Below are 26,087 nucleotides of genomic sequence, written 5' to 3'. Positions count from 1 at the left end.
GGCGACCTCCTCTCGAGCTGTATCGAGCGGAGACCCGGTCGTTCTTGACGGAATTGGGCCGAACGGCCCAGAGCGGTGACGATCGAAGGTGAGTCGCAAGTCGACGATTCAAGCACGATGTGCGCAGAAGTGGACCGCGGGAGGCCGACTGGTGATCCTCAGCACTCGATGACGTTGACGGCGAGGCCGCCGCGCGAGGTCTCCTTGTACTTGGTCTTCATGTCGGCACCGGTGTCGCGCATGGTCGTGATGACCCGATCGAGCGAGACGCGGTGGCTACCGTCGCCCCGCAAGGCCAGACGTGCAGCATTGATGGCTTTCACTGCCCCCATAGCGTTGCGTTCGATGCAGGGGATCTGCACCAATCCACCCACCGGATCGCAGGTGAGACCGAGGTTGTGCTCCATGCCGATCTCGGCAGCATTCTCGACCTGGGCCACCGTGCCACCCCGCACCGCGGCGAGCCCAGCAGCAGCCATCGAACAGGCAACCCCGACTTCGCCCTGACAACCCACCTCGGCGCCGGAGATCGAAGCGTTCTCCTTGAACAGGATGCCGATCGCGGCGGCCGTGAGCAGGAACTCGATCACCCCTTCGTCAGTGGCGCCGGGGATGAAGCGACGGTAGTAGTGCAGCACGGCGGGCACGACCCCAGCGGCACCGTTGGTCGGCGCCGTGACGACTCGTCCACCGGCAGCGTTCTCCTCGTTGACCGCGAGCGCGTAGAGGCTGACCCAGTCCAGCGTGGTGAGTGGATCGTGCATGGCGGCCTCCACTTTGGTGCGGAGCTCCACGGCCATGGCGGGTGCTCGGCGTCGGACCCCGAGTGCGCCCGGCAGGAACCCGTCGTTGCTGATTCCCCGTTCGACGCAGGCCTGCATCGCCGACCAGATCTCGAGGAGGCCGTCGACGGTCTCGGCCCGAGGGCGCCACGCATCCTCGTTGCGCATCATCAGCTCGGCAATGGTCAACCCGTGCTCCTCACACAACCGGAGCAGCTCGTCGCCGCTGCGGAAGTGAAGCGGCAGCGGTGTGGCATCGGCAACGATCTGGTCACCTGCCGCCTGGTCGGCGTTGACCACAAAGCCCCCACCGACCGAGTAGTAGTCCTTCGACACCTGCTCGACACCATCGGCGTCGAGCAGCGTGAAGCGCATGCCGTTGGAGTGATGGGGCAACCGGCTCCGCTTGTGGAACACCAGATCCGAGTCGGGACGCAGCCCGACCACGGTGCCGGTGGCGAGTGTGACCTGTTCATCACGACGTACCGCAGCAACCAGACCTTTGGCCGAGTCGGGATCGAGCGTGGCCGGCTCGAAGCCCAACAGACCGAGGACCACGGCACCATCGGTGCCGTGCCCCCGGCCGGTGTGGCCCAGGGCTGCCGAACAACTCGACCCGGACTCGGCTCCCTGCTGCGGCCTGGCCCGCGATCGCCTCGGCGAATCGCTTGGCTGCGATCATCGGTCCGACGGTGTGAGAACTCGACGGACCGATGCCGATCTTGAACAGATCGAAGACGCTCAGGGACATGAGCGCCGAAGTTACACCGACTGGGTCTCCGAAGGAGCCGCTTCGCGTCGTCGGGCAGCCGGGGCGTGGTCGAGCGACATGACCGATGAGGCGCCGCTGAACGAACCGAAGCCTTCGCCGTAGCCGGGCGAACCGTGCTCCACCACGTCGAGTCCGGCGATCTCTTCCTCGGCCGGGACCCGCAAGCCGCCGAAGGCCTTGAGCGTCGCAAAGAGCACGAACGCGGTGATCGATACCCAGGCGGCAATGGCCAGGACGCCGAGCACCTGAGCGACGAGCTGATCGGTGCCGCCACCGTAGAACAGGCCCTGCTTCCATACGCCGTCGACGTTCTCTCGGGCGAAGAGCCCGACCGAGATCGTCCCGAACGCCCCGCACACGCCGTGGACGCTGATGGCACCGACCGGATCGTCGACCCGGACCACTTCGTCGAAGAAGGCGATGGCGAAGACCACGATGATGCCGCAGAGCCCGCCGATGATCAGCGCACCCTGTGGTGTGACCGCCGCGCAGCCTGCCGTCACGCCGACCAACCCGGCGAGGAGGCCGTTGCCGGTCATGCCGACGTCGGGCTTGCCCGTCTTGAGCCAGATCGTGATCATGGCCGTGATGGCGCCCATCGCACCGGCGGCAGTGGTGGTAACGGCAATCCCACCAATGGCGGAATCCGCGGCCAGTTCCGAGCCGGGATTGAAGCCGTACCAGCCAACGAGGAGCACGAAGCAGCCGAGGATGGCGTAGGGGATGCTGTGGCCGGGGATCGCCCGGACCTTGCCATTGGCGTCGTACTTGCCGATCCGTGGGCCGAGGGCACGAGCGCCCCAGAAGGAGGCGACACCGCCGACCATGTGGACGATGCTCGAGCCGGCGAAGTCGTGGTACCCGGTGGGCAGGCCGACCCCCTGGTAGAGCCAACCGCCGCCCCACTGCCAGCGAACGACGATCGGGTAGATCACGAGGCTGATCACAAAGCTGTAGATCAGGTAGGCCCGGAACTTCGTGCGCTCGGCCATGGCACCCGACACGATGGTCGCCGCCGTGGCGGCGAACGCCACCTGGAACATGAAGAAGACCGGCACGGTCAAGGTGCCGTACGTTGCCGCACCATCGCCGAGGAAGAAGCCCTTGGCACCGAAGAACTTGCCGAAGCCGTCCATCGATCCACCGAAGGCGATGGCGTAGCCGATGGCCAGGAAGGCAACCGCACCGACGCAGAAGTCCATCAGGTTCTTCATGAAGATGTTGGCGACGCTCTTGGCCCGGGTCATGCCGGCTTCGACGAGGGCGAAACCGGCCTGCATGAGGATCACGAGCACGGCGGCGACGAGCACCCACACGTTGTCGAGATCGGCACGTAGCAGATCCACAGGCTCGGCCTGTGCGAACAGATGGAACATGTGAGGTTGTCTCCTGCTTCTGAGCACCGAAGTGCGCCGATACCCGACCCAACGTCGGGCACCTTCGTGCGGAACCAGCCCCGCTACACGAAGTGGTGTCAGTGAAGCGTTGGATTGTGTCGGCGGTGTTTCGCGCCGGTCAACACTCGAGACACGCCAGACGCTGGACATCGACTCCTACATCGTGAACAGTGCGGCCATGGCCGCCACCAACGACGCACATCCAACCTTCCCCCAGGCCGACGCCTGGCTCGCCGAACTGACCATCGACGAGAAGGTCGCGCTGGTCAGCGGTGCCTCCACGTGGCGAACGGCGCCAGTGGCTCGGCTCGGCATTCCCGAGGTCAAGATGTCCGACGGCCCCAACGGAGTGCGGGGTGAGCACGTCGGTGTGCAGCGAACTGCGGCCTACGCCCTACCGACCGGGATGTCGATGGGGGCAACCTGGGATCCCGAGCTGATCGGACGGGTCGGCGATCTGCTCGGCAAGGAGACACTCCGCCGCTCCGCCCATGTCGTGTTGGCGCCGGCAGTGAACTTGCACCGAACACCGATCGGCGGCCGGACCTTCGAGTACTTCTCCGAGGACCCGGAGCTGACCGCAGCGCTGGCCGTTGCGACCGTGCGGGCGGTCCAGGCCCACGACGTCGCCGTCACCGTCAAGCACTTCGTCGGCAACGACACCGAGATCGACCGCCACACCGTTGACGTCGTGATCGACGAACGTGTCCGCCGTGAGCTCTACCTGCGACCGTTCGAGGCTTGTGTGACCGAGGCCGGCGCCTGGGGTGTCATGTCGGCGTACAACCAGATCGATGGCGAGTTCTGCGCCGCCAACCGCCGCCTGCTGACCGACGTACTCCGCAACGAATGGGGCTTCGACGGGTTCGTGGTGTCGGATTGGTTCGGTGCCCACGACAGCGCGCCATCGATCAAGGCCGGTCTGAACCTGGAGATGCCCGGTCCGGCCCGGGTGCACGGACCGAATCTCATCGCCGCCCTGGCCGATGGGTCGGTTGGAGAGTCCGACCTCGATGCCGTCGTTCGCGATCTCCTCGTCCTCGCGCTGCGCACCAAGGCCGGCGAACGGTCGGCAGCGGCCCCCGAGGTCAGCGTCGACGATCCTTCCGGACGCCGGCTGGCACGAGAGGTGGCGATCGCCGGCACGGTCTTGGCGAGGAACAACGGCGTGCTCCCCCTCGACCCGGACTCGAACCCACGCATCGCCGTGATCGGCCCCAACGCCAAGCTGACCCGGATCATGGGCGGTGGTAGTTCGGCAGTGAAGCCACTCGCTCACACCTCGATCCTTGATGCCCTCACCGATCGCTTCGGCAGCGTGACGTACGAGACGGGCTGGAACATCGACAAGTACACCCCGCTCCCCCGGGCCGACCAACTCATCGGTCCCGACGGCGAGCCCGGTGTGTCTTTCCGATTCGTCAACGGTCCCGATCTGTCGGCAGCGCCCGTGTACACGGGGCGGAGCGACACCACGTCGCTGCGCTACCTCGGCTCATTCCCCGATGGCGTCGATCCCATGAGCGCCACCATGATCCTGGAGGGCAGCTTCGTTCCCGACATCGACGGCCCGCACGAGATCGGCGTGGTGGTGACCGGTTCGGCCCACGTCGCCATCGGTGGCCGGTCGGTGATCGAACTCGAAGACTTCCTCCCCAAGAGCCAGGCGTTCTACGGCTACGGATCCACCGAGCAGCGTGTCTCGCTCGAGCTGCGCGCAGGCGAACCCGTCTCGATCGAGGTCGAATTGCCGCTGGTTCGAGCGTTCTGCGGTGTCAGGATCGGGTTCGCCGAACCGATCCCGGCCAACCAGTTCGAGCGAGCGGTCGCTGCCGCAGGCGACGCCGACATCGCCATCATCGTGGCCGGCACCAATGACGACCACGAGACCGAGGGCAACGACCGCACCTCCATGTCGCTCCCCGGGCGCCAGGACGAGCTGATCGCCGCCGCTGCCGCCGTCAGCAAGCGCGTCGCGGTCGTGGTCAATGCCGGCTCACCGGTGTCGATGCCCTGGCTCGACCAGGTCGACGCCGTGCTCCTCCCGTTCTTCGGAGGAATGGAAGTGGGCGAAGCAGTGGCCGACATCATCACCGGTCGAGCCGATCCGGGAGGGCGCCTGCCGATCACGTTCCCGAAGCAGCTCGAGGACTGCCCGGCGTGGCCGCACTACGCGCCGGTCGACGGAGTGCAGACCTACGGCGAGGGCTTCGGCATGGGCTACCGGGGTCACGACCGCTCCGGTGTCGAGCCCCTCCTGCCGTTCGGACACGGACTGTCCTATGGCTCGGTCGAGTGGGGCGACGCCAGGGTGACGGGAACGACACCGGGGGTCGGTGGCGATGGCGGCGTGATCACGGTCGTCCAGACGCTCACCGGGACCGGCGAGCGACCAGCCACGGTGGTCGTCCAGGGCTACGTGGCGCCGGTGGACCCGCCCGTCGACCGGGAGCCCAAAGCGCTCAAGGTCTGGCGCAAGCTCGTGGTGGCGCCGGGCGAGCGCGTCGAGGTCGAGTTGTCGTTCGGTGGCGACGCGTTCCGACGCTGGAGCATCGAGAACAATGACTGGACCATCGACCCCGGCCGCTATCAGATCCTCCTCGCCGAATCGGCCAACGCCATCCACTCCACCCTCGACGTCGACATCAATCCTCCGGCGCTGTGAGAGGACGGAGGTCGAGGCCCGGCATCGTGCCCTCGGCCCGCCAGTCGGCGAGGAGCTGGAAGAAGGCGATGGAACCGGCGCCATAGCTACCGTTCCGCCCCGACAGCTCGGCCGGCCGCCCTTCGTTGTTGTAGTAGCCGGGCGTGCACGACTCGAGGAACTCCTGCGTGTTGCGAGCCAGACCGATGATGGTCTGCACCCAGTCGTCCTCGGCAGCCTGCTGGGCCTCGATGATCGGCGTGCCGGCATCGATGGCCGTTCGCAGGATGTGGGCGAGGTGTTGACTCTGCTCGTTCAACAGGTGGGGATAGTTCACGGTGAACCCGGACTGGAGGTGGCCCATGATGAAGCAGTTCGGGAACCCCCGAGAGAACAGTCCATGAAAGGTCGAGACGCCGTCTTCCCACTTCTCGGTGAGCGTGAGCCCGTTGCGACCGACCAACTCGTAGCCCGACCGACGGGTGTAGTCGGTGCCGACCTCGAACCCCGTGGCGTAGATGATGCAGTCCACCTCGTACTCGACACCGTCGAACACCACGCCACGTTCGGTGATCTCGTTGACGCCCTGGCCCCGGGTGTCGACCAGCGTGACGTTGTCGCGGTTGTAGGTGTCGAGGTACTCGTCGTGGAAGCACGGCCGCTTGCAGAACTGGCGATACCACGGCTTGAGCGCCTCGGCGGTGGCGACGTCCTTCACGATCTCGTCGACGCGGGCCCGGATCTGGTTCATCTTCTCGAAGTCGGCCAGCTCCATCGTGGCGGCGAGACCTTCGGGCGAGAGATCGGCGTCGGCGTCGTTCGCCACCCGGAACAGGAGCTTGCCGATGATGTCGGTCCAGCCGTCGTTGACCAGATCTTCCTCGGCGAACCCACCGGACACGAGGGTGTTGAAGTTGTCCATCCGCCGTTGCTGCCAGCCCGGTTCGAGCGAGTCGGCCCAGTCGGTCGCCGTCGGCCGGTTGTTGCGGACATCGATCGACGACGGGGTTCGCTGGAATACGAACAGTTGCTTCGCTCCCTCGCCCAGATGCGGGATGCACTGCACCGCCGTTGCGCCGCTGCCGATGATCGCCACCCGCTTGTCGGCCAAACCCGTGAGCCCGCCCGTCGGGTCGCCGCCGGTGTAGGCGTAGTCCCATCGACTCGTGTGAAACGAATGACCGCCGAAGCTGGTGACGCCGGGGATCCCGGGGAGCTTCGGTCGATGCAGCGGCCCGTTCGACATGATGAGGTATCGGGCCCGCATCCGGTCTCCACGGTTGGTGGTGATGATCCAGCGCTCGGATTCGTCGTCCCAGGCCGCCTCGGTGACCTCGGTGCCGAAGCAGGCGTTGCGATAGAGGTCGAAGTGCCGAGCGATGGCTTGGCTGTGCGCCAGGATCTCGGGCGCCTTGGCGTACTTCTCACTCGGCACCGCACCCATCTCCTCGAGCAGGGGGAGATAGACGTACGACTCGACGTCGCACATGGCGCCGGGGTAGCGGTTCCAGTACCAGGTGCCTCCGACATCACCGCCCTTCTCGATCAGGCGGAGGTCGTCGAAGCCGGCCTCTCGGAGCCGGGCACCGGCGAGGAGCCCGCCGAAACCGCCCCCGACGATGACGACTTCGACGTCGTCACGTAGCGGCGGACGCTCGGCGTCATCTTCGACATAGGGGTCGGTCAGGTAGTGAGCGAGTTCGCCGACCACGTTGACGTACTGGTCGTTGCCGTCGGGGCGGCGCCGCTTGTCGCGCTCGGCTCGGTAGCGGTCACGCAGCGCGTCGGGATCGAAGTCGAGGGTGGCGGTGCTGGTTGGAGCGGTCGTGCGGTCGTTCGTGGCCATGGCAGTTCCTAGCGCGCTCGGCGATGCCGTTCCACATTCGGGCTCAGCCACGTCGTAGCATCGGCGGCCATGACCCACCGCGCCGATTCGACTCCGGGTGTGCCGACCGCCATCCGCCGTATTCGGCTGGCCGGCGTCGACGACCTCGAGCCGTTGGTCGCGCTTGCGCTCGGCACCGAGGGACACATGACCACGATGCCGCGCGATCCCGAGCACATGGCGGAGCGCATCGACGAAGCAGTGGCCAGCGTCGATCCGCAGCGGACGGTCGACGGACGTGAGGTGTATTTCTTCGTGCTCGACGAGGGGACACCGGCGGCGCCCGAGGTGGTCGGCACGTCGGCGATCTACGCCGCGGTGGGCCTCGACCGTCCCTTCTACAACTACAAGGTCACTCGCCTGAGCAAGTACTCGCCCGAGATCGATCGCCGCTTCGACTACACCATCCTCCAGCCGTCCAACGACTACGCCGGATGCACCGAGGTCGGCACCCTTTATCTCCCGGAAGACCGACGCGGCGGAGGGCGAGGGCGGCTGCTCTCGTTCGCCCGTTTCATGTTCCTCGCCGTGCATCGTGAGCGGTTCGGCGACGTCGTCGTCGCCGAGTTGCGGGGCTGGATCGACGACGACGGCCACTCCCCGTTCTGGGACGCCGTCGGCAGCAAGTTCTTCGACCTCGATCTGGGCGAAGCCGATCGACTGAGTGGGCGAGACTTCCGCTTCATGCAAGACCTGCTCCCGGGCACGCCGATCCATGTCGACCTGTTGCCCGACGAGGCGCAGGTGGTGATCGGCCGGCCGCACGCCGGCTCCGAGCCGGCCGCCGGGATGCTCACGGCCATCGGGTTCCGCAACCACGGCTACATCGACATCTTCGACGCCGGCCTGTGCCTCGACGCCTTCATCGACGACGTCGACGTGGTCCGTCGAGCCACTCATCGGACCGTTCGTCTCGCTGAGGAACCAGTGGCCGGTGATCGCGGCATCATCGCCAACACGGCACTGGCCGACTTCACGATGATCGAAGGCGCCGTCGTGCATGACGCAGAACAGCCGCTCACTGCATTCCAGGCCGAGGCGCTCGGCGTCACCGATGGCGACACCGTCGTCACCTACAGCTTCGAGGCACCACGTGACTGACAACGCGGTCGAGGTCAACTTCGATGGGCTCGTCGGCCCGACCCACAACTTCGCCGGTCTGTCACCGGGCAACGTTGCGTCACAGCGGCACGCTCAGCAAGCGTCGCACCCAAAGGCGGCGGCGCTGCAAGGTATCGACAAGATGCGACTCCTGCTCCGTCTCGGTCTGACCCAGGGCGTCCTCCCGCCCCACGAACGACCCAGTCCGATCGGCCTTGCTGCACTCGGCTTTCCCCGCGACACCGAAACGGCTGCGGCACTGCGCTCCCTTGCCGACGCTCGCCCCTGGCTGCTGAGCGCCGTCATGTCGTCGTCGGCGATGTGGGCAGCCAACGCTGCCACCGTGTCGCCGTCGGCCGACACCGGCGACGCACGGGTGCACTTCACCCCGGCCAACCTCATCTCGACGCTGCACCGATCGTTCGAGGGGCCGGCGACGGCTCGAGTGCTCCGCCGAATCTTCGCCGACGACCGACACTTCGTCGTGCACGACCCCCTCCCCTCCCACGAGTCGTTCGCCGACGAGGGCGCCGCCAACCACGGCCGATTCGCGGCCGAGCACGGCCAGCCTGGCATGCACCTGTTCGTGTACGGGCGCGACAACGAGATCGTCGTCCCTCCCGGCGCCTTTCCCCGTCGGCAGACGCTGCTTGCGTCCCAGACGATCGCCGCCAGTCACGGGCTCGATCCCGACCGAACTGTCTTCGTGCAGCAGGCGTCGGCTGCGATCGATGCCGGAGCCTTCCACAACGATGTCGTCTCGGTCACCAACGGACGGGCCCTGTTCTTCCATCAGCACGCCTTCGAGGAGTCCATCGCCGACCAGCTCGCTGCGGTGGATGGGCTGCAGTTGATCGAGGTGCCGGGCGAACAGCTGAGCCTCGACGACGCCGTGTCGTCGTACCTCTTCAACTCCCAGCTGGTCACGCTGCCCGATGCCTCGGTGGTACTGATCGCCCCGAGCGACGTGCTCGAGCTGGAATCGACCCGTGAGTATCTGGCGTCGAAGCCGGGGGGCATCGACGCCGTTCACACCGTGTCGATCCGCGAATCGATGAGCAACGGCGGCGGGCCGGCCTGCCTGCGCCTGCGGGTCGTGCTCACCCCGTCGGAACGCTCGGCACTCGGCGCGCGGGTGCTGGTCGACGAACCGATGCTCGACCAGCTCGCCGCCTGGGTCGAGCGCCACTACCGAGACGAGCTGCGCCCAGCCGACCTTGCCGATCCTCAGCTCGTGGACGAGGTCCGCACGGCGCTCGACGAGCTCACGCAACTGCTCGCACTCGGCGACCTGTACGACTTCCAGCAGTAGGACCTGGTGATGACCGACCGATCCGGCTCATCGAACAGATGGGGTGGCGCGTTCCTGCAGACCACGATCGATCACGCCGCCGACACCGTCGTCACCGGCGGGATCGAGCCGATGTCGTGGACGCTCGGCCGACACCGCTGGTCGCTGCTCGACAACGGGGTGCTGACGATCGAGCCACTCGAAGGAGCGGCCTCGGTGCACACCTCGCTGGTGCTCTCGGCCGCCATCCACGGCAACGAGACCGCACCGGCCGAGATGCTCGATCGGATCGTTCACGACCTCGCGACGGCTTCGCTCGTCCCAGGGGTTCGACTGCTGGCGATTCTCGGTAACCCGCAGGCGATCGTGGCCGGCACGCGTTTCGTCGAGGAGAACCTCAACCGCCTCTTCAGCGGTGTGCACGAACAACGCAACCATGCCGAGGCTCGGCGAGCGGCCTTGCTGGAACATGCGGTCGGCGAGTTCTTCGCTGCTGCGCCGCCACAACACCGACGTCTCCACTACGAGCTGCACACCGCCATCCGAGCGTCCCAGCTCGAGCGTTTCGCGGTCTTCCCCTTTGGTCAGCCGGTCGATGACGAGCAGCTCGACTTCCTCCGGCGGGCCGACATCCACGGCATCCTTCTTGACAACGGCCCGAGCACGACGTTCTCGTACTTCTCGTCGAACCGGTGGGGTGCCGAGTCGATGACGCTCGAACTCGGCCGGGTCTCGCCGCTCGGCGCAAACGATCCGTCGCGCCTGGCCGCCATCGATGCGTGCCTTCGAGCGGTGGTGCGCGACGGTTGGCCGTCGCCGTCGCTCCCTCCGATCGTCTCCGACCCGCAGGTCTTCGAGGTCGAGCACGAGCTGCTGCGAACCCACGCCTCCGACTTCTTGCTGCACGTGGCCGATGACGCGCCCAACTTCTCGCTGATTGAACCGGGTCATCGAATCACGAGCGACCCCGACGGTGGCATCATCATCGACGGTCCGGGCCGACGCATCGTCTTCCCGAACCCGCAGGTGCCGGTCGGACAGCGAGTCGGCCTCGTGATCGCTCCTCGCTGATCGCCTGGGCGGATCAACGCCGAACGGGGCGGCGACGGCTCAGTCGACGGTCGAGTAGGTGGTCGAGCGATCGTCGGTGGTCGTACCTCGGACCTCGGCCACGCATGCAGCGAGGTCATCGAGGTAGCGGTCGATCACCCCGGTGTTGGAGTTGGAGATGGTGGCGTGGAGCGAGTCCGGAGGTCCCTGACGGTCGAGGTGCCAGCCACGAGCCAGCAATGCGTCGCCGAGGGCGAAGATGTCGATCGGATCGGCGTCGTCGGGCTCGTTGCTCATGGCGACGAGATGGAACTGACCGTCGCCCAACACCCGGATCCCGTCGATGGCCGCGATGCCGGCCCGAACCTGGTCGGCGTTCGCCAGGTTCTGGCGGGTGAGTTCGAGATAGCCGTCGATGCCGAGGTGCGTCATCACCGCCCACGCCGCAGCCATCGGGAGCCCCGAGCGGGAACCCTGCAGATTGGGTGAGCCGTAGAAGCCGCCGAGCCAATCGTCGAAGAGGAAGGTCTGGTAGCTCCGCAACTTCTTGCTCCGATGGAGGATCACCGAGGCGCCCTTGGGTGCGTAGCCCAGCTTGTGGATGTCGGCCGAAATCGAGGTGACCCCGTCGACCCGGAAGTCCCACGGCGCGACCTCGCGACCGAGCCGTTCGACGAAGGGCAGCACGAACCCGCCCATGCAGGCATCGACATGGCAGTTCGCATCGACGCCGGCGGCGAGTGCGGCAATTGCCGGGATGTCGTCGATCACTCCCTGCGGGTACTGCGGGGCAGAGCCCACGATGAGGACGGTGTTCTCGTTGACCTGCTCGGCCATCGCATCGACGTCGGCGGTCCAGTCATCGAGCACCTTGGTCTTGTGCAGCTTCACGCCGAAGAGGTGGGCCGCTTTGTGGAACGCCGCATGTGCGCTCTCGGCGACGACCATCTCGGGTTCCATGACTCCCCGCTCGATCCGGCCCCGCTCGCGGGCCGCCTTCACGCCGCAGAGGATCGACTCGGTGCCACCGCTCGTGAGGAACCCCGATGCGAAGTCGTTGCCGTGGAGCAGGTCGGCGGTCCAGCCGACCACCTCGGATTGGATCGCGCCGAGCGATGGGAAGGCCTTGGTGTTCAGGGCGTTCTCGTGCAGGTAGAGCGCAGCGGCCCGTTCGGCCACCTCATGCACCGACGGCCCTCCGTCGTAGACCATGCCGAAGGTCTTGCCATCCTGCCACCGAGCGTCGTCGGCCCGTTTCTCCTCGAGGGCGGCCATGACCTCGTCGACCGAACGACCGTGCTGTGCGAACGCCATGGAACGAGTCTTGCCGTTCCTGCCCCGCCGTGCACAGCGGCGAAGCGCTTCATGGGGACAGCGGTGGAATATGGGCCAGACGCTCAGCCGCTACGACGTGTGTTGGTCTCGACGAGGTCTTCCACGAAGGTGCGACCGTCTCGCACGTCGTGTTTGCTGCGATCGATCACCACGTAGCACACCGAGCCGATCGGGATTGGCAACCAAAACGCAATGACGCGATAGGCGACGACGCCGACCGACACCCCGCTGGCCGCACCCCCGAATCCGATGAGGGTGGGGATGAGCACGGCTTCGATCACGCCCAGTCCACCCGGAGTGATCGGTAGCGCAGCGAGCACGTTGGCCAGCCCGTAGGAAACGAGCAGACCGTCGACACCCATTTCGACCCCGAAGGCTCGCAGTGCCACCCACAGTGCTGCGGCATCGAGCAGCCAGTTCGCGGCGGCCAGCATGACCATCTTCGCCAGGCGACGTGGGTCCTCCCGCATCGAGACGAACTGGTCGCCCGCCGTCTCCAGCGCCGATGCGACGCCGTCGGGGTGGGCCCCCGGGATGCGTGAGGCGATGCGTCGGCCCCAGCCGATGGCGGTGACCCGACCGCGGGTGAGTCCCACGACGGCCGAGGCGAACAAGGAGAAGAGGACGACGCCGAGGATGGCAGCGGTCGTGTAGAGGGGGTTGAGACCTCGAGTCGGAATGGCCACGAGCAGGGCCAGCCAGAGAAGGACGTTGAGCACGACCGCCGAACCGAGTCCCTGGATCGTCAACGCGACCCCGAGCTCGGAGCGGGCAACACCGGTTCCGGCCAGGAGGCGATAGTTGACGGCGGCCGTCGTCGCCGCACCTCCCGGAATGACGTGGTTGAGGCCCGTGCTCGCAAGCACGACGCCGAACAGGCGGCCGAATCCGGGGCGCATGTCGTCGGGCAGCAGGATCTCCAGCAGGAGGGCATAGACGAGCAATGAGCCGGCATAGAGGCCGAGCGCAGCAACCAGCCACTCCGGCCGAACGGAGCGGATCGTCTCGACGGCGTCGGTGAACCCACCGATCTGGGGAACGACGAACAGGTGGATGACGAGCGCGACCGCGAGGAGCTGGAGCAGGTGGACCAGTCGCTTGGATCGACGCGGCCGCTCCTCGTCGACCGGATCGGCGAGGTCAGACACCGGCGGCTACGACCGTGAGGGGCGAGGAAAGGTGGTCCACGCATCGACTGTAGGCCGCCAACCGAGCGTGACGATCGATCTGCGGTGGGGCATCGCCGACGTCTAGCGTGGTCATCCTCACGTCGAAACGAGGTTCCGCCCATGGCAACGCCGACTGCTCCCCCGCCGTCCGACCCGTCCTACGACATCGAGTTCTTCTGGGACCCGGTCTGCCCCTTCGCCTGGATCACCTCGCGTTGGGTGGTGAAGGTTGCAGCGCAGCGCAACTTCGCCGTCGACTGGCGCTTCATCTCGCTTCGTCTCCTCAACAAGCACAAGGACTACGCCACCGAGTTCCCACCGGAGTACGAGCAAGGGCACACCGCCGGGCTTCGCATGCTGCGCGTGGCTGCCGCCGTCCGTCACGACCAGGGCCGGGATCCACTCGGTGCCCTGGTCACGGCGTATGGCGAGAGCTACTGGGACAAGCCCAAGGGCTCCGGCATGCGCACCCATCTGAGCACGACCGAACACGCCGTCGAGGTGCTCACCGCCGCCGGGCTCGCCACCGACTACGCCGACGCGCTCGACGACACGTCGTGGGACACGATGCTCGACGCCGAGACCGAGCTCGCCCTCAGCCGAACGGGCCGCGATGTCGGCACGCCGATCATCACGTTCCGACCGCCAGACGGCCTGTCGTTCTTCGGCCCCGTCATTTCGCGTGTTCCATCCGATGCCGACGCCCTGCCGTTGTGGGACGCCGTCACTGCGCTTGCAGCGTTCCCCGGCTTCGCCGAGATGAAGCGGTCGATGCGGGAGACACCACAACTCAACATCCTCGGCGGCACCAGCGATACACCAACGTCGGAAGACTGGACCGGGGGTCACCGAGTCGGACATCTCGCCTCCGATCGGGCATCGAACGACTGACACCGAGCCGATCGTCGCTCCGCAACGGCCGGTCGCAAATCTGACGCTCCGCCACCAGAAACGACGCACAGTGGCTACGGTGGCGGAGCGATATGCGACGAGTTCGGTGTACGGGGTGGCGATGACGATGAATCCATATCTGAGAAACGTGCCGCAACAGGCGCGGAGTACCGAGCGTCTGCACCGGATCTACGACGCCACCGGGCGTGTGCTTGCCGATGGAGGTATCGAGGCGCTGAGTATCACGGCCGTCGCCACCGAGGCCGGGATCCCGCCCGCGAGCGTCTATGACTACGTCGCCGACAGTCGTGCGCTGTTGGCGGCGTTCGTCACACAACGCTTCGACGACAGTGGACACGAGATGGCCGAGGTCCTCGTTCCGGCCGCCACGCTCGATGAAGCCCTGGCGAACGTCCGCAAGGTCTTCAGGGTCTACTTCGACCTGATGCGTCGAGACCGGGGCTTTCGCATCGCCATCGCCGCCAGCCAGGCCGACGACGAGTTGGTACGCATCAGCTTCGAGGACTCGCAACGCAACGCCGGCCATCTCCGGGCGATGTTGGTGCCGTTCCTCGGCGCCGAGTCCGAACAGGAAGTCCTCGATCGCTGCCTGTTGGCGGTGCACCTCTCCGGGGCAGCGGCGCGAATGCTGCTTATGATCGACGACGCCGATATCGACCGGCTGATCGCGACCTACATCGATGTCTTCGTTGCCAACATCGCAAGCGGCTGATTCCTGCTCCGAGGGCCGATGACTCGACGCGTCGTCGCCCGCCCGCCGCTGGTGTTGCTCGTGCCCGCCGCCGCCGGCGCGTTGTTGTTCTTGGTCCCGCTGGCCGGGCTGGTGTCCAGGACTCCCTGGGGGTCACTCCCCGACCTGTTGACGAGCAGCATCGTCGTCGACGCGTTGCGGGTTTCCCTGGTCACGTCGCTCGGCGCCGCCGCCCTGTCCCTGGTCCTCGGGCTGCCACTGGCGTGGGTGCTCGCACGCACCGAGTTCCCCGGCCGTCGACTCTTGCGGGCGATCGTGACGCTACCCATGGTGCTTCCGCCCGTCGTGGGTGGCGCCGCACTGCTCTTCGCGCTGGGCCGGCGAGGCCTGATCGGTGAGCCGCTCTATGACGCCAGCGGGTTCCTCTTCCCGTTCTCGGTGTGGGGTGTGATCCTCGCCAACACGTTCGTCGCCATGCCCTTCCTCGTGATCACGCTGGAGGCTGCCTTCCGCACGCTCGATCCGCAGTTCGAAGCAGCAGCCGCCACCCTCGGAGCCGGACGATTCACGGTCTTTCGCCGGGTCACGCTCCCGCTCGTTGCCCCCTCGCTGGCTGCCGGTGTGGTGTTGGCGTGGGCACGTGCGCTCGGCGAGTTCGGCGCAACGATCACCTTTGCCGGCAACCTCCAGGGCCGCACCCAGACGCTGCCGCTCGCGGTCTACCTCGCCCTGCAGTCCGATGTCGAGGCGGCCGTCGCGACCAGTCTGGTGCTCGTCGCCGTTTCGCTCATCGTCCTGTTGGTCCTGAAGGACCGATGGTGGCAACGGGCATGACCGACCGACCGGTTCCTCCGCCCGCACCAGCGGTGTCGGGTCTTCGGGCTCAGCTCGGTGTCGACCGAGGCGAATTCTCACTCGACCTCCCGCTCAGCATCGAAGCGGGCACGACGCTGGCGCTCCTCGGACCCAACGGCGCCGGCAAGTCCACCACGGTCTCCGCGCTCGCCGGACTCCGTGCGCTCGATCGCGGCTTCATCGAACTCGCCGGTCGCACCCTCGATCGGGCTGAAGGTCCGGGCCACCTCCACCAGTTCGTGCCGTCCGAGCACCGTCGCATCGGCGTGGTCTTCCAGCACTACGCCTTGTTCCCCCATCTGAGCGTGATCGACAACGTCGCCTTCGGCTTGCGCCACGGCGTGGCTGACGGTCGGGTCAATCGGCAGCATGCCCGCGCTATCGCTGCGGGATGGCTCGAGACGCTCGGCATCGCCGACGTCGGCGATGCTCGACCTGCGGCGATCTCCGGAGGGCAGGCTCAGCGAGCGGCCCTCGCTCGTGCGCTGGCCATCGAGCCGGACCTGCTGCTGCTCGACGAGCCGCTCAGCGCCCTCGACGTCAGCACCCGAGCCGGGCTGCGACGCACGCTCCGCCAGGTGCTCGCCGATTTCGAGGGGCCGTGTCTCCTCATCACCCACGACCCGACCGACGCCTTCATGCTGGCCGACCAGGTCTGCATCCTCGAGCGGGGAAGGATCGTACAAACCGGCACGCCCGAGGAAATTCGGGCCCATCCGGCGACCTCGTACGTCGCCGATCTGGCGGGTCTGAACCTGCTCGAAGGCACCAGCGACGGCGAGCGCCTCACCACCGACGCCGGTGCACAACTCCAGTCGGCCACGTCACTGCACGGGCCCGTATTGATCGCCATCCGACCTGCTGCCGTCTCGCTCCACCGATCGGCGCCGAGCGGCAGCCCGCGCAACGCCTGGTCGACCACCATCACCGGCGTCGAGCCGCTCGGAGAGATCGTGCGAGTTCAGCTCGGCGGACCGGTGCCCCTCATGGTCGACATCACGCCGGCGGCCGCGCACGAACTCGAGCTCGGCATCGGGTCGACTATCTGGGCGGCGGTGAAAGCCACCGAGATCACCGTCACGCCGAACTGACGAGGGTGCTAAGACGGGTGGATGATCACCACCGACATCATCGCCTCGCTTGACGGCAGCTCCGGCGCCGTGCTCGTCGTCACCATCGACCGTCCCGAACGACGCAACGCCGTCGACCGCGAGACGGCCGCGCTGCTGGCCGACGCCTTCCGGACCTTCGACACCGACGATCAACTTGCCGTTGCCGTGCTCACCGGCGCCGGTGGCACGTTCTGCGCCGGTGCCGACCTCAAGGCGGTGGCGACCTCGGCCGGCAACCGCGTCGACCCCGACATCGGCGTCGACGGCCCCATGGGGCCGACCCGGATGCTGCTGTCGAAACCGGTCATCGCTGCCGTCGAAGGCCACGCCGTGGCCGGCGGACTCGAACTCGCTGCGTGGTGCGATCTGCGAGTGGCGGCAACCGACGCCGTCTTCGGTGTCTATTGCCGTCGCTGGGGCGTACCGCTCGTCGACGGTGGGACCGTGCGACTCTCGCGGTTGCTGGGCCACTCGCACGCACTCGACCTCATCCTCACCGGCCGTGGGGTGAGCGGCGACGAGGCTCGAGCCATGGGATTGGCGAACCGCCTGACCGAGCCTGGCGGGGCGCTGACAGCCGCAATCGAGCTGGCCCACCAACTCGCCGCGTTCCCGCAGAACTGTCTGCGATCGGATCGACGGTCGAGCTACGACCAATGGGGCCTGGCGCTCGACGACGCCATGTCGCACGAGACCAACCTCGGTCTGGCCACGATCCGATCCGGCGAAACCGCCGAAGGTGCGGCTCGCTTCGCCGGCGGCGCCGGCCGGCACGGCGAATTCGCCTGAGCGAACTCGTCCGCCCGTATTGCCGCAGCACACCCGTTCTCGAGCCGTTGCTCAAGAAAGTGTCACGACACTCCGAAGCAACGAGAGCTGCCCGGCGGGCGGCGCAATCGGAAACACTGCGGCACCGAGCGTGCCCAGGCGAAGGAGCAACATGGCGGTTCGGCAATTGGCGGGTGCAGCGGTGATCGGTGGCGTTGCCATCTTCGGCGGAGTGACCGCCATGGGTGACGACACGGTGCGTGACGACAGTGGCGCGATCGTCGAGGCCGGCGGTGTCGGCGTCTTCGCCATCAAGTACGGCGATTGCCTCGTTGCTCCGCTCGAGGGCGAGGTCCAGTCGGTCGAAGGTGTGCCCTGTGATCAGCCCCACGACAGCCAGGCCTACGACACGTTCGACCTGACCGGCTTCGATGCGTTTCCGGGCGATGCCCTCGATGAGCCCGCGTACAACGGTTGTCTCGATCGCTTCGAGTCGTTCGTCGGGATCCCGTTCGAGGAGTCGATTCTCTGGGTGACCTTCATGAGCCCGACCGCCGACGGCTGGGCCCAGGGCGACCGCGAGATCCAGTGCCTGATCATTCCCGAGTCCGGCACGATCACCTTCGATGCGAAGAACTCTCGCACCTGACTGCGGCTGCCGTCCCGCAGCCCACCCATTCTGTGCGTCAAACCCACCGCCCCTGACCGTTCTGTGCGTCAGACTTCCCGCAGACGAGAAGTCCGACGCACAGTTCGGATGACGCGAGGAGTCTGACGCACAGAACGCGCTAGGTTCGCTCGATGAGCGACTTCTACACGGCGGACCAGCGGCAGCTGCAGGACGACTTCGAGACACGCCCGCTGGCCGACACCCTCGTGGCGGTCATGGTGAAGCACGAGCTGGCCGACGTGCCGGCGGCGTTCATCGAGTCTCGGGACTTCTTCTTCCTGAGCACGGTCACGCCCGAGGGTGAGCCGACCGTCTCCTACAAGGGCGGCGCCCCCGGCTTCGTGCGAGTGATCGACGAGCACACGCTTGCCTTCCCGAGCTACGACGGCAACGGGATGTTCCTCTCGCTCGGCAATATCATCTCGACGGCCAAGATCGGGATGCTGTTCATCGACTTCGAGACCCCGCACCGCCTCCGAGTGCAGGCGACCGCGCAGGTCGCAGCAAAGGACGACCCGATCGTCGAACAGTTCCCGGGCGCCGACCTGGTGGTCGTGGCGACGGTCGACGCAGCGTTCGTCAACTGCGGTCGTTACATCCACAAACACACTCGCACCGAAGACTCACCCTACGTCCCGGCCGATGACGGCTCGGCGCCGCTCCCGGCATGGAAGCGCATCGATGCGCTCCAGGACGCGCTGCCGCCTCGGGATCAGGGGCGAGCCGAGCTCGACGGCGGCACGATCGACGGCGCCGAGTACGCCGAGCGGATCCGCGAGGGGCGGCCTTGACGCTCGGGGCCATACCACCGGTCCTGGCCGAGCAGCTCACGAAGACCTTCCAGGGTTCGGGAAACGCCGACCCGTTCACGGCGGTCGCCGGCATCGACTTCCACGTCGACCGGGGCGAGACCTTCTCCCTGCTCGGCCCGAACGGTGCCGGCAAGAGTTCGACCATGAAGATGGTGAGCACGGTCAGTCCGATCACCTCCGGCACGCTGCAGGTCCTCGGGCGTGACCCGGTGGCTGAAGGAGCCGAGATCCGCCGCCGGATGGGTGTCGTTCCCCAGGAGGACCTCCTCGACGCCGAGCTGACGGTGGAGGAGAACCTGGTCATCTACGCCCGCTACTTCGGGCTGAGCTGGAGCGCGGCGAGGGCCAAGGCCGAAGAACTGCTCACGTTCGCCCAACTCACCGATCGTCGCAACGACAAGGTCGACCCGCTCTCGGGCGGCATGAAACGACGACTCACCATCGCCCGTGCCCTTGTGAACGAGCCCGAGCTCGTCCTCCTCGACGAGCCGACGACTGGACTCGATCCGCAAGCCCGACATCTGCTGTGGGAGCGGCTGTACCGGCTCAAGGAGCAGGGCGTCACGCTGCTGCTGACGACGCACTACATGGACGAGGCCGAGCAGCTCGCCGACCGGCTCGTCATCATGGACGGTGGACGAATCGTGGGCGAAGGATCGCCGAGCGAGCTGATCGCTCGTCACGTCACGAAGGAGGTCCTGGAGCTGCGGTTCGCCACCAACGACGATGGCACTCGGCAACGGCCGGCGAGCCTGGATCAGCACGGTCTTCGCATCGAGCCATTGCCTGACCGAGTGCTGGTCTATGCCGACGATGGCGAGGCCGCGCTCGCCCATCTCGTCGCCCAGGGCGTACATCCCACCGGCAGCCTCATCCGCCGATCGACGCTGGAAGATGTCTTCCTTGCCGTGACCGGTCGGACACTGAACGAATGACGACGCAGCGACCGCTTGCGCTCCACCCGCCGACGGCCGGAGGGATCCGGCACTTCCTCGAGCACCAGTTCGTTCGTTATCGGGCCACGTGGACGAGCACCCTCGTCTCCAGCGTGTTGTTTCCGGTGTTCTTCCTCCTCGCGGTCGGGTTCGGTCTCGGGTCGCAGATCGACGACACGTCGTCCCTCGGCACCAGCGACTACGCCTCGTTCATCGGCCCCGGTGTCTTGGCCGGCGTGGCGGCACTCCAGGCCGGTGGGCTGTCGCTGTGGCCGACCTTGGGCGCCATCAAGTGGCAGGGTGACTACCAGGCCGCACTCGCCACCCCGCTGACTCCCCCGGAGCTCGTGATCGGCCACATCGTGTGGATCGGTTTCCGGATCCTCGTGAGCGCGAGCGTCTACCTGGCGGTCCTGGCGGTATTCGGCGTCGTTGGGTCGTGGTGGGCCGTCCTCGCTCCGCTCGCCGCGTTCCTCGTGGCGATCGCCGTTGCCGGTCCGCTCTCGGCGTGGTCGGCTGCCCAGGATGGCGACGACACCTTCGGCCCGATCAATCGCCTCGGGCTCACACCGCTGTTCCTGTTCTCCGGCGCCTTCTTCCCGCTCGACCAGCTGCCGACGGTGCTGGCCTGGGTGGCCCGCATCTTCCCGGTGTGGCACGGGGTCGAGCTGACCCGTGGCACCATCAACGGATCGATCGGCCTCGACTCGGCCGCAATCCATGTCGGTGTGCTGCTCGTGTGGGCCGGGTGTGGTGCGGTGCTCTCGCTGCGAAGCTTCGTTCGACGATTGGCGGCGTGATGGTCTCCCTCGTCTTCCACCCTGCTCGTGCGGTCGTCGAGCGCAACATCCTCAGCTATCGCCGGCTGTGGTTCGTCATCGCCAGTGGGTTCGTCGACCCGGTGTTCTACCTGTTCGGCCTGGGTGTCGGCCTCGGCGCACTGATCGGCGATGTCGAGTACGCCGGTCGCAGCGTGGACTACGCCACGTTCGTTGCGCCCGGGCTCGTTGCGTCGTCGGCCATGAACGGCGCCGTGTTCGATGCCACCTTCAACTTCTACTACAAGCTCAAGTACGCCAAGACCTTCGACGCCATGCTCGCCACTCCCCTCCGTCTCGGCGACATCGTTCTCGGAGAGATCGGCTGGTCGATGGTTCGCGCCAGCGTCTATGCGGTGGCGTTCCTGCTGATCACGGTGGTTGCCGGCCTGGTCGAGAGCTGGTGGGCCCTCGCCGTCCTGCCCGTCTCGCTGCTGATCGGCGTCGCGTTCGCCGCCATCGGCACCGCGCTCACGACCTTCATGAGGAGTTGGCACGACTTCGACTACATCCAACTCGTGTTGCAGCCGCTCTTCCTCGCCTCCACCACGTTCTACGCACTCGACGTCTATCCCAACTGGTCGCACCCGCTCGTCCGGCTGACGCCGCTCTACCACGGCGTCACGCTGTGCCGGTCGTTGATGCTCGGCGACGTCGGCCCGAGTGCGCTCGGCCACATCGCGTATCTGTTCGCGATGTTGGCGCTCGGCATCGTCGTCGTGCGCCGGCGGCTCGAACGCCTCCTGCTGAGCTGAATCCGGGTCTCTGCCGAATCAGGCAGCCGCCAGCTCGGCAGGCAGAACGAAGGCGACCTCGCCGCCCACGGTCGAAGCCGCCGGATCCTCGATCCAGATTCGCCCCTGATGGGCCTCGACGAGTCCTCGAGCGATCGCCAGTCCGAGACCGGCGCCGCCGGTCGCCCGAGTGCGACTGGCGTCGGCACGGGTGAAGTGGTCGAAAGCACGGGCAACGAAGGTGGCATCGAAGCCTGGGCCCTCGTCGGCAACACGAACCGTGACGCCGTCCGAGCCCGTGGCGACCGAGACGATCACGGTCGATCCTTCCGGGGCGTGGCGGACCGCGTTCTCGATCAGGTTGCGAATCACTCGCCCGATTGCCCGAGCGTTGCCGCTCACCGGACTCGCTCCCGACACATCGGCCACCAACTCGACACCATGCTGGGCTGCGGTGGGCGTCAGCGCCTCGACGGCGCCATCCGCGATCTCGGCGACATCGATCGGCTCGAAGATCAACTCGTGGCGACCCGCATCGAGACTCGAGAGCAGCACGAGGTCGTCGATCAGCGAACCCAGCGCCTCGACGTCATGGCTCATCGATGCCAGATAGCGCTGCGGATCGGGCGCAACGCCGTCGGCCAACGCCTCCACCGCCGCCTGGAGCGCTGCCAACGGGGTGCGCAGATCATGACCGATTGCGGAGAGCATCGTCGTGCGGTCGGCGTCGAACTGGGCTCGCTCGCGTTCGAGCTGGTCGAGCCGCTCCGTCAGTTGATCAAGGGCGAGCGCCACATGGCCGAGCTCATCGGATCGCACGACACCGGTCCGCACGGAGCGATCACCGGCCTCGATGCGTCGCACTGTCGCCTCGACTTGCCGAGCGTCTCGAGCCAGCGGCATCGACGCGACCAGCGCCACCACCACGGCAAGGACGGCAGTGACCCCGATGATGCCGAGCGCAACGTCTCGTTCGGCCGGCTCGAACACCATGAGCTGCCCCAGGGCGAGCGCCGCAACCGCACCCACGCCGAGCGAGGTCAGGGTGATGGCAAGGACGAGATGGTGGAGCGAGCGAGTCCGACGGGTGATCGCACGCAGCCCCATGCCGGCCGCAACGGTCAACGACAGGACCACGAGCGCCGCCACGACGGCTCGCCACGGATCGGCAGCGATCACCTCGGTCCAGGGCTTCATGGCTCGAACCGGTAGCCGACGCCCCACGCGGTCACGATGTGGCGGGGTTGATCGGGTGAGGGCTCGAGCTTCTGCCGGAGACGCCCGACGTGCACCGTGACCGTGGCGGGATCCTGATAATCCGACGATGAGTCCCACACCATCTCGAGCAGTTGGCCACGGCTGAACACTTGGCGGGGTGACTGGGCCAGCACGACGAGCAGGTCGAACTCCTTCGGCGTCAGCATGACCGGTCGACCGTCGACCAGTACCTCACGAGCGCCGGGGTCGATGTGGAGTGATCCGAACGACATCGCCGATGTGGGCACGAGCGGCGGCGTGTTGGCCGAGCTACCGCCGCTGCTGCGCCGCAGCAGGTTTCGAACGCGAACGGCGAGCTCGCGAGGTGAGAACGGCTTGACGACATAGTCGTCGGCACCGAGTTCGAGACCGAGGATGCGATCGATCTCGTCGGCCCGAGCGGTCAACAACACGACCGGGATGTCGCCGGTTGCTCGGAGATGACGAAGAATCGTGAGGCCGTCCGAGCCGGGCAGCATGATGTCGAGCACCACGAGGTCGGGTTCGTGTTCACCCAGCCAGGCGAGCGCCTCGTTGCCGTTGCCGACCTCGTGGACCGAAAGCCCGTCGAGCGTGAGATAGCGGGCAACGACCTCGCGCACCATCGGCTCGTCGTCTACGACCAGCACCTCGAGCGTGCGTGTACTCGGCACCGGCGCCGTGGTCACTGCCATGCCGCCAGGGTACGGGAGCCCGGCGTCCACGGGGAAGGGCCGCCGACCAACGTTTCGCACTTGTTGAGAACTTCGACAGGGCGTTGTGAGATCCGCCGTCGAGCATCGGTGGCATCCCAACTGTGAACAGGAGCAATCCGATGCAACACCGACGTTTGAGCCCCCTTGCCATGATCTGCGCCCTTGCCCTGACGGCCGCGGCGTGTGGTAGCGACGGCGGATCGACCGACGCCGCCGCCGACGCGGCAACCGACACCACCGTGGCGGCTGCGGGCGACGACGCCATGGTCGACGACGAGATGAGCGACGACGAAATGTCCGACGACGAGATGGCCGACGACGAGATGTCCGACGACGAAATGTCCGACGACGAGATGAGCGATGGCGAGATGTCGGATGACGAGATGTCCGACGACGAAATGTCCGACGACGAGATGAGCGACAGCATGGCCGAGGAAGGGATGGCGGAAGCGTCCGGCGATCTCCTCGCGGTTGCTGCCGGCCGTGACGACCTCTCCACCCTCGTGGCTGCGGTCGAGGCAGCCGGCCTCGGTTCCGCCTTGGCCGGGGACGGCCCCTTCACCATCTTTGCGCCCAACGACGACGCGTTCCTCGACTATCTCGGCGAGATGGGCATGAGCGTCGACGACGCGCTGGCCGACACCACGTTCCTGTCCACCCTGCTCCAGGGACATGTGGTCGAAGCGGGCGACGATGCCGCCATGGTCGCCGGAATGGTCGACAACCCCTTCGTCAGCCTCGCCGGCACCGAACTCCCCGTCACCGTCGACGGTGGCACGATCACGATCGGCGGCGCCGAGATCCTCGAGACCGACATCTTCGCCACCAACGGGGTCATCCACGTGATCGACACCGTCCTGGCACCAGCAGGATGAGCGCTCCGTCCGAGCCCGTCGCCCGCCTGGTGCATCCCCGCGCCGTGCGGTGGCTCCACTGGATCAACTTCCCGCTCCTCGCAGTGATGATCTGGAGCGGGCTCCGCATCTACTGGGCCGAGGACGTCTACGCCTTCGGCGTTGGCAGCTGGCAATGGTTCGCCTTCTTCCCCGACTCGGTCTACGAGACCCTCGGCCTCGAGCGACGCTTGGCCCGGGGCATGGCGTTCCACTTCGCCTTCGGGTGGCTGTTCGTGATCAACGGTGCGCTGTACGCCGTCTATCTCGCATCGACGGGAGCGTGGCGTGATGTCCTCCCCGATCGCCACAGTGGTCGAGAGGCGAAGGGCGTCGTGCTCCACGACCTGCACCTCGCGAAGATCGCTCCTGCCCAGGGCCTCTACAACGCCGCTCAGCGGCTGGCCTACACCATCGTCTTGGCCTTGGCTGCAGTGGCGGTCCTCAGCGGGTTCGCCATCTACAAGCCGACTCGGTTGTGGCCCCTTCCCCTACTGTTCGGTGGCTATCAGGGCGCCCGCCTCGTGCACTTCACGGTCACGATCGCGATGCTCGTGTTCTTCGCCGTTCACGTCCTCCAGGTCCTTCGGTCGGGTTGGGGCAACTTCCGGTCGATGGTGACCGGCTATGCGATCGAAAAGGGTGAAGCACCGTGACCGAGACCATTCCGCTGCTCGGCGATCGTGAGCAGCAGCTCCGGCGACGCATCGAAGCGGCGCCGACCATCCCTCTCGCCGAACACGGCCACCGATCCCGCCGGTCGTTCCTGGTCGGTGCGGCAGGCGTCGGAGCGGCCGTCCTCGGCTGGCGCGCACTCCAGGGTGCGCCGGTCGACGACGGGATCCCCCGACCACTCCGAGCGACGCTCGAGGCCAACGAGTCACTGTGGCGACGCCTCGCCCCGGGACGGAACGCTCCCGAGTACCCCGCCTCGGCGGCGACGCCGATCCAGGTCAACGGCCAGATCGGCATCCGGAACGAGATCGATCTCGCCGACTGGACCGTGCGGGTGGAGGGACCCGATGGCGAGCTACTCGACGAGCTCGACATCGGTGTGTTCGAGCAGCTCCCCCAGCGAGACATGGTGATCGAGCTCAAGTGCATCGAAGGGTGGTCGAGCATCGTCCACTGGGGCGGTGCCCGCTTCGCCGACTTCCATGCGCGGTACGCCGACCGGGTCGGTGAGGTCCCCTACGTCGGCTTCGAGACTCCCGATGGCCTGTACTACGTCGGCTGGGACCTGGCGTCAGCCCTGCACCCGCAGACGATGCTGGCTCTTCGTCAGGGCGCCGAGCCGCTCACGCAAGCGCACGGCGCCCCACTGCGACTGGCCACGCCGAACAAGTACGGCATCAAGTGCCTCAAGCGCATCGGTGTCATCCGCTACGCCCGAGAGCGCCCGGCCGACTACTGGGCCGAGCGCAGCTACGACTGGTACGCCGCCCTCTGACCGGCCTCGCTCGTCACCCCGTTCTGTGCGTCATTCCCACCGCCACTCCCCGTTCTGTG

At 66.9% G+C, this 26,087-nt stretch carries 25 protein-coding genes; 17 read left to right on the top strand and 8 right to left on the bottom strand.

Features of this window, described 5'->3' with window-relative positions:
• Positions 1 to 158: 158 nt before the first annotated feature.
• From R2733_22475 to R2733_22465, 3 genes are all read right to left on the bottom strand, one after another.
• A complete protein-coding gene (locus tag R2733_22475; protein MEZ5379282.1) occupies positions 159 to 1,340 on the bottom strand; it encodes an L-serine ammonia-lyase in 1,182 nt (393 codons plus the stop codon).
• Positions 1,258 to 1,464: a hypothetical protein gene (locus tag R2733_22470; GenBank protein ID MEZ5379281.1), complete on the bottom strand. Its 207-nt coding sequence runs from the start codon at positions 1,462 to 1,464 to the stop codon at positions 1,258 to 1,260. The genes R2733_22475 and R2733_22470 overlap by 83 nt, the downstream gene beginning before the upstream one ends.
• A gap of 80 nt (positions 1,465 to 1,544) precedes the next feature.
• Entirely contained in the window at positions 1,545 to 2,930 is a 1,386-nt protein-coding gene (locus R2733_22465) for an ammonium transporter (GenBank protein ID MEZ5379280.1), read from the bottom strand.
• Between the two features lie 199 nt (positions 2,931 to 3,129).
• On the opposite strand from R2733_22465, the gene R2733_22460 reads away from it, so the two are divergent.
• Positions 3,130 to 5,616, top strand: a complete 2,487-nt coding sequence (locus R2733_22460; protein MEZ5379279.1) for a glycoside hydrolase family 3 C-terminal domain-containing protein — start codon at positions 3,130 to 3,132, stop codon at positions 5,614 to 5,616.
• Here R2733_22460 and R2733_22455 read toward each other — a convergent pair.
• Positions 5,597 to 7,441, bottom strand: coding sequence for an NAD(P)/FAD-dependent oxidoreductase (locus R2733_22455; protein MEZ5379278.1), 1,845 nt, complete (start codon positions 7,439 to 7,441; stop codon positions 5,597 to 5,599). The two genes, R2733_22460 and R2733_22455, sit on opposite strands and share 20 nt — an antisense overlap.
• 69 nt (positions 7,442 to 7,510) lie before the next feature.
• Between R2733_22455 and R2733_22450 the strand changes: the two genes are divergently transcribed.
• From R2733_22450 to R2733_22440, 3 genes are read left to right on the top strand one after another with little or no spacing between them, the layout of a single operon-like run.
• Positions 7,511 to 8,581 carry an arginine N-succinyltransferase gene (locus R2733_22450; protein MEZ5379277.1) on the top strand — a complete coding sequence of 357 codons (1,071 nt, stop codon included), beginning with the start codon at positions 7,511 to 7,513 and terminating at the stop codon, positions 8,579 to 8,581.
• Positions 8,574 to 9,893, top strand: a complete 1,320-nt coding sequence (astB, locus tag R2733_22445) for an N-succinylarginine dihydrolase (protein ID MEZ5379276.1) — start codon at positions 8,574 to 8,576, stop codon at positions 9,891 to 9,893. The genes R2733_22450 and astB overlap by 8 nt, the downstream gene beginning before the upstream one ends.
• Before the next feature lie 9 nt (positions 9,894 to 9,902).
• Positions 9,903 to 10,943: a succinylglutamate desuccinylase gene (locus tag R2733_22440; GenBank protein ID MEZ5379275.1), complete on the top strand. Its 1,041-nt coding sequence runs from the start codon at positions 9,903 to 9,905 to the stop codon at positions 10,941 to 10,943.
• Between the two features lie 39 nt (positions 10,944 to 10,982).
• On the opposite strand, the gene R2733_22435 is transcribed toward R2733_22440, so the two are convergent.
• Entirely contained in the window at positions 10,983 to 12,236 is a 1,254-nt protein-coding gene (locus R2733_22435; protein MEZ5379274.1) for an aminotransferase class V-fold PLP-dependent enzyme, read from the bottom strand.
• An 83-nt stretch (positions 12,237 to 12,319) separates the two neighbouring features.
• Positions 12,320 to 13,405: a lysylphosphatidylglycerol synthase transmembrane domain-containing protein gene (locus R2733_22430; GenBank protein MEZ5379273.1), complete on the bottom strand. Its 1,086-nt coding sequence runs from the start codon at positions 13,403 to 13,405 to the stop codon at positions 12,320 to 12,322.
• A 141-nt stretch (positions 13,406 to 13,546) separates the two neighbouring features.
• Here R2733_22430 and R2733_22425 point away from each other — a divergent pair, with 141 nt between their 5' ends.
• From R2733_22425 to R2733_22380, 10 genes are all read left to right on the top strand, one after another.
• Positions 13,547 to 14,317, top strand: a complete 771-nt coding sequence (locus tag R2733_22425; GenBank protein ID MEZ5379272.1) for a hypothetical protein — start codon at positions 13,547 to 13,549, stop codon at positions 14,315 to 14,317.
• 121 nt (positions 14,318 to 14,438) lie between these two features.
• Positions 14,439 to 15,050 (top strand): TetR/AcrR family transcriptional regulator, encoded by a 612-nt coding sequence (locus tag R2733_22420; protein ID MEZ5379271.1) that lies wholly within the window; start codon positions 14,439 to 14,441, stop codon positions 15,048 to 15,050.
• Positions 15,051 to 15,068: 18 nt separating this feature from the next.
• A complete protein-coding gene (locus R2733_22415) occupies positions 15,069 to 15,863 on the top strand; it encodes an ABC transporter permease (protein ID MEZ5379270.1) in 795 nt (264 codons plus the stop codon).
• On the top strand, positions 15,860 to 16,975 hold the full coding sequence (locus R2733_22410) for an ABC transporter ATP-binding protein (GenBank protein ID MEZ5379269.1): 1,116 nt from the start codon (positions 15,860 to 15,862) through the stop codon (positions 16,973 to 16,975). The genes R2733_22415 and R2733_22410 overlap by 4 nt, the downstream gene beginning before the upstream one ends.
• Before the next feature lie 21 nt (positions 16,976 to 16,996).
• Positions 16,997 to 17,785, top strand: coding sequence for a crotonase/enoyl-CoA hydratase family protein (locus tag R2733_22405; protein MEZ5379268.1), 789 nt, complete (start codon positions 16,997 to 16,999; stop codon positions 17,783 to 17,785).
• Between the two features lie 151 nt (positions 17,786 to 17,936).
• Complete coding sequence (locus R2733_22400) at positions 17,937 to 18,413, top strand: septum formation family protein (GenBank protein MEZ5379267.1); 477 nt, start codon at positions 17,937 to 17,939, stop codon at positions 18,411 to 18,413.
• Positions 18,414 to 18,565: 152 nt separating this feature from the next.
• Positions 18,566 to 19,225, top strand: coding sequence for a pyridoxamine 5'-phosphate oxidase family protein (locus R2733_22395; GenBank protein MEZ5379266.1), 660 nt, complete (start codon positions 18,566 to 18,568; stop codon positions 19,223 to 19,225).
• Positions 19,222 to 20,181, top strand: coding sequence for an ABC transporter ATP-binding protein (locus R2733_22390; protein MEZ5379265.1), 960 nt, complete (start codon positions 19,222 to 19,224; stop codon positions 20,179 to 20,181). Before R2733_22395 ends, R2733_22390 begins: the two co-directional genes overlap by 4 nt.
• Positions 20,178 to 20,981: an ABC transporter permease gene (locus R2733_22385; protein ID MEZ5379264.1), complete on the top strand. Its 804-nt coding sequence runs from the start codon at positions 20,178 to 20,180 to the stop codon at positions 20,979 to 20,981. Before R2733_22390 ends, R2733_22385 begins: the two co-directional genes overlap by 4 nt.
• Positions 20,981 to 21,754 (top strand): ABC transporter permease, encoded by a 774-nt coding sequence (locus R2733_22380; protein MEZ5379263.1) that lies wholly within the window; start codon positions 20,981 to 20,983, stop codon positions 21,752 to 21,754. Before R2733_22385 ends, R2733_22380 begins: the two co-directional genes overlap by 1 nt.
• An 18-nt stretch (positions 21,755 to 21,772) precedes the next feature.
• On the opposite strand, the gene R2733_22375 is transcribed toward R2733_22380, so the two are convergent.
• Entirely contained in the window at positions 21,773 to 22,930 is a 1,158-nt protein-coding gene (locus R2733_22375) for a HAMP domain-containing sensor histidine kinase (protein MEZ5379262.1), read from the bottom strand.
• A complete protein-coding gene (locus R2733_22370) occupies positions 22,927 to 23,664 on the bottom strand; it encodes a response regulator transcription factor (protein MEZ5379261.1) in 738 nt (245 codons plus the stop codon). The genes R2733_22375 and R2733_22370 overlap by 4 nt, the downstream gene beginning before the upstream one ends.
• 140 nt (positions 23,665 to 23,804) lie before the next feature.
• On the opposite strand from R2733_22370, the gene R2733_22365 reads away from it, so the two are divergent.
• The 3 genes from R2733_22365 to R2733_22355 are packed head-to-tail and all read left to right on the top strand — an operon-like array spanning position 23,805 to position 26,028.
• Positions 23,805 to 24,560 (top strand): fasciclin domain-containing protein, encoded by a 756-nt coding sequence (locus R2733_22365; GenBank protein MEZ5379260.1) that lies wholly within the window; start codon positions 23,805 to 23,807, stop codon positions 24,558 to 24,560.
• Positions 24,557 to 25,234: a cytochrome b/b6 domain-containing protein gene (locus R2733_22360; GenBank protein MEZ5379259.1), complete on the top strand. Its 678-nt coding sequence runs from the start codon at positions 24,557 to 24,559 to the stop codon at positions 25,232 to 25,234. Before R2733_22365 ends, R2733_22360 begins: the two co-directional genes overlap by 4 nt.
• The gene (locus R2733_22355) at positions 25,231 to 26,028 is read left to right on the top strand and encodes a molybdopterin-dependent oxidoreductase (GenBank protein MEZ5379258.1); all 798 of its coding nucleotides are present in this window, start codon (positions 25,231 to 25,233) and stop codon (positions 26,026 to 26,028) included. Before R2733_22360 ends, R2733_22355 begins: the two co-directional genes overlap by 4 nt.
• Positions 26,029 to 26,087: the final 59 nt, after the last annotated feature.

It is taken from the genome of Acidimicrobiales bacterium (assembly GCA_041394265.1).
Taxonomy (GTDB): Bacteria; Actinomycetota; Acidimicrobiia; order Acidimicrobiales; family SZUA-35; genus JBBQUN01.
The sequence above is the reverse complement of the archived record's forward strand: the minus strand, read 5'-3'. Positions and strand labels throughout refer to the sequence as shown.

Coding starts and splice junctions, on each gene's coding strand:
- R2733_22470 (MEZ5379281.1), bottom strand. CDS start 1,464: ATGATCGCAGCCAAGCGATTCGCCGAGGCGATCGCGGGCCAGGCCGCA.
- R2733_22465 (MEZ5379280.1), bottom strand. CDS start 2,930: ATGTTCCATCTGTTCGCACAGGCCGAGCCTGTGGATCTGCTACGTGCC.
- R2733_22460 (MEZ5379279.1), top strand. CDS start 3,130: ATGGCCGCCACCAACGACGCACATCCAACCTTCCCCCAGGCCGACGCC.
- R2733_22455 (MEZ5379278.1), bottom strand. CDS start 7,441: ATGGCCACGAACGACCGCACGACCGCTCCAACCAGCACCGCCACCCTC.
- R2733_22450 (MEZ5379277.1), top strand. CDS start 7,511: ATGACCCACCGCGCCGATTCGACTCCGGGTGTGCCGACCGCCATCCGC.
- R2733_22440 (MEZ5379275.1), top strand. CDS start 9,903: ATGACCGACCGATCCGGCTCATCGAACAGATGGGGTGGCGCGTTCCTG.
- R2733_22435 (MEZ5379274.1), bottom strand. CDS start 12,236: ATGGCGTTCGCACAGCACGGTCGTTCGGTCGACGAGGTCATGGCCGCC.
- R2733_22425 (MEZ5379272.1), top strand. CDS start 13,547: ATGGCAACGCCGACTGCTCCCCCGCCGTCCGACCCGTCCTACGACATC.
- R2733_22420 (MEZ5379271.1), top strand. CDS start 14,439: ATGACGATGAATCCATATCTGAGAAACGTGCCGCAACAGGCGCGGAGT.
- R2733_22415 (MEZ5379270.1), top strand. CDS start 15,069: ATGACTCGACGCGTCGTCGCCCGCCCGCCGCTGGTGTTGCTCGTGCCC.
- R2733_22410 (MEZ5379269.1), top strand. CDS start 15,860: ATGACCGACCGACCGGTTCCTCCGCCCGCACCAGCGGTGTCGGGTCTT.
- R2733_22405 (MEZ5379268.1), top strand. CDS start 16,997: ATGATCACCACCGACATCATCGCCTCGCTTGACGGCAGCTCCGGCGCC.
- R2733_22400 (MEZ5379267.1), top strand. CDS start 17,937: ATGGCGGTTCGGCAATTGGCGGGTGCAGCGGTGATCGGTGGCGTTGCC.
- R2733_22395 (MEZ5379266.1), top strand. CDS start 18,566: ATGAGCGACTTCTACACGGCGGACCAGCGGCAGCTGCAGGACGACTTC.
- R2733_22385 (MEZ5379264.1), top strand. CDS start 20,178: ATGACGACGCAGCGACCGCTTGCGCTCCACCCGCCGACGGCCGGAGGG.
- R2733_22380 (MEZ5379263.1), top strand. CDS start 20,981: ATGGTCTCCCTCGTCTTCCACCCTGCTCGTGCGGTCGTCGAGCGCAAC.
- R2733_22375 (MEZ5379262.1), bottom strand. CDS start 22,930: ATGAAGCCCTGGACCGAGGTGATCGCTGCCGATCCGTGGCGAGCCGTC.
- R2733_22370 (MEZ5379261.1), bottom strand. CDS start 23,664: ATGGCAGTGACCACGGCGCCGGTGCCGAGTACACGCACGCTCGAGGTG.
- R2733_22365 (MEZ5379260.1), top strand. CDS start 23,805: ATGCAACACCGACGTTTGAGCCCCCTTGCCATGATCTGCGCCCTTGCC.
- R2733_22360 (MEZ5379259.1), top strand. CDS start 24,557: ATGAGCGCTCCGTCCGAGCCCGTCGCCCGCCTGGTGCATCCCCGCGCC.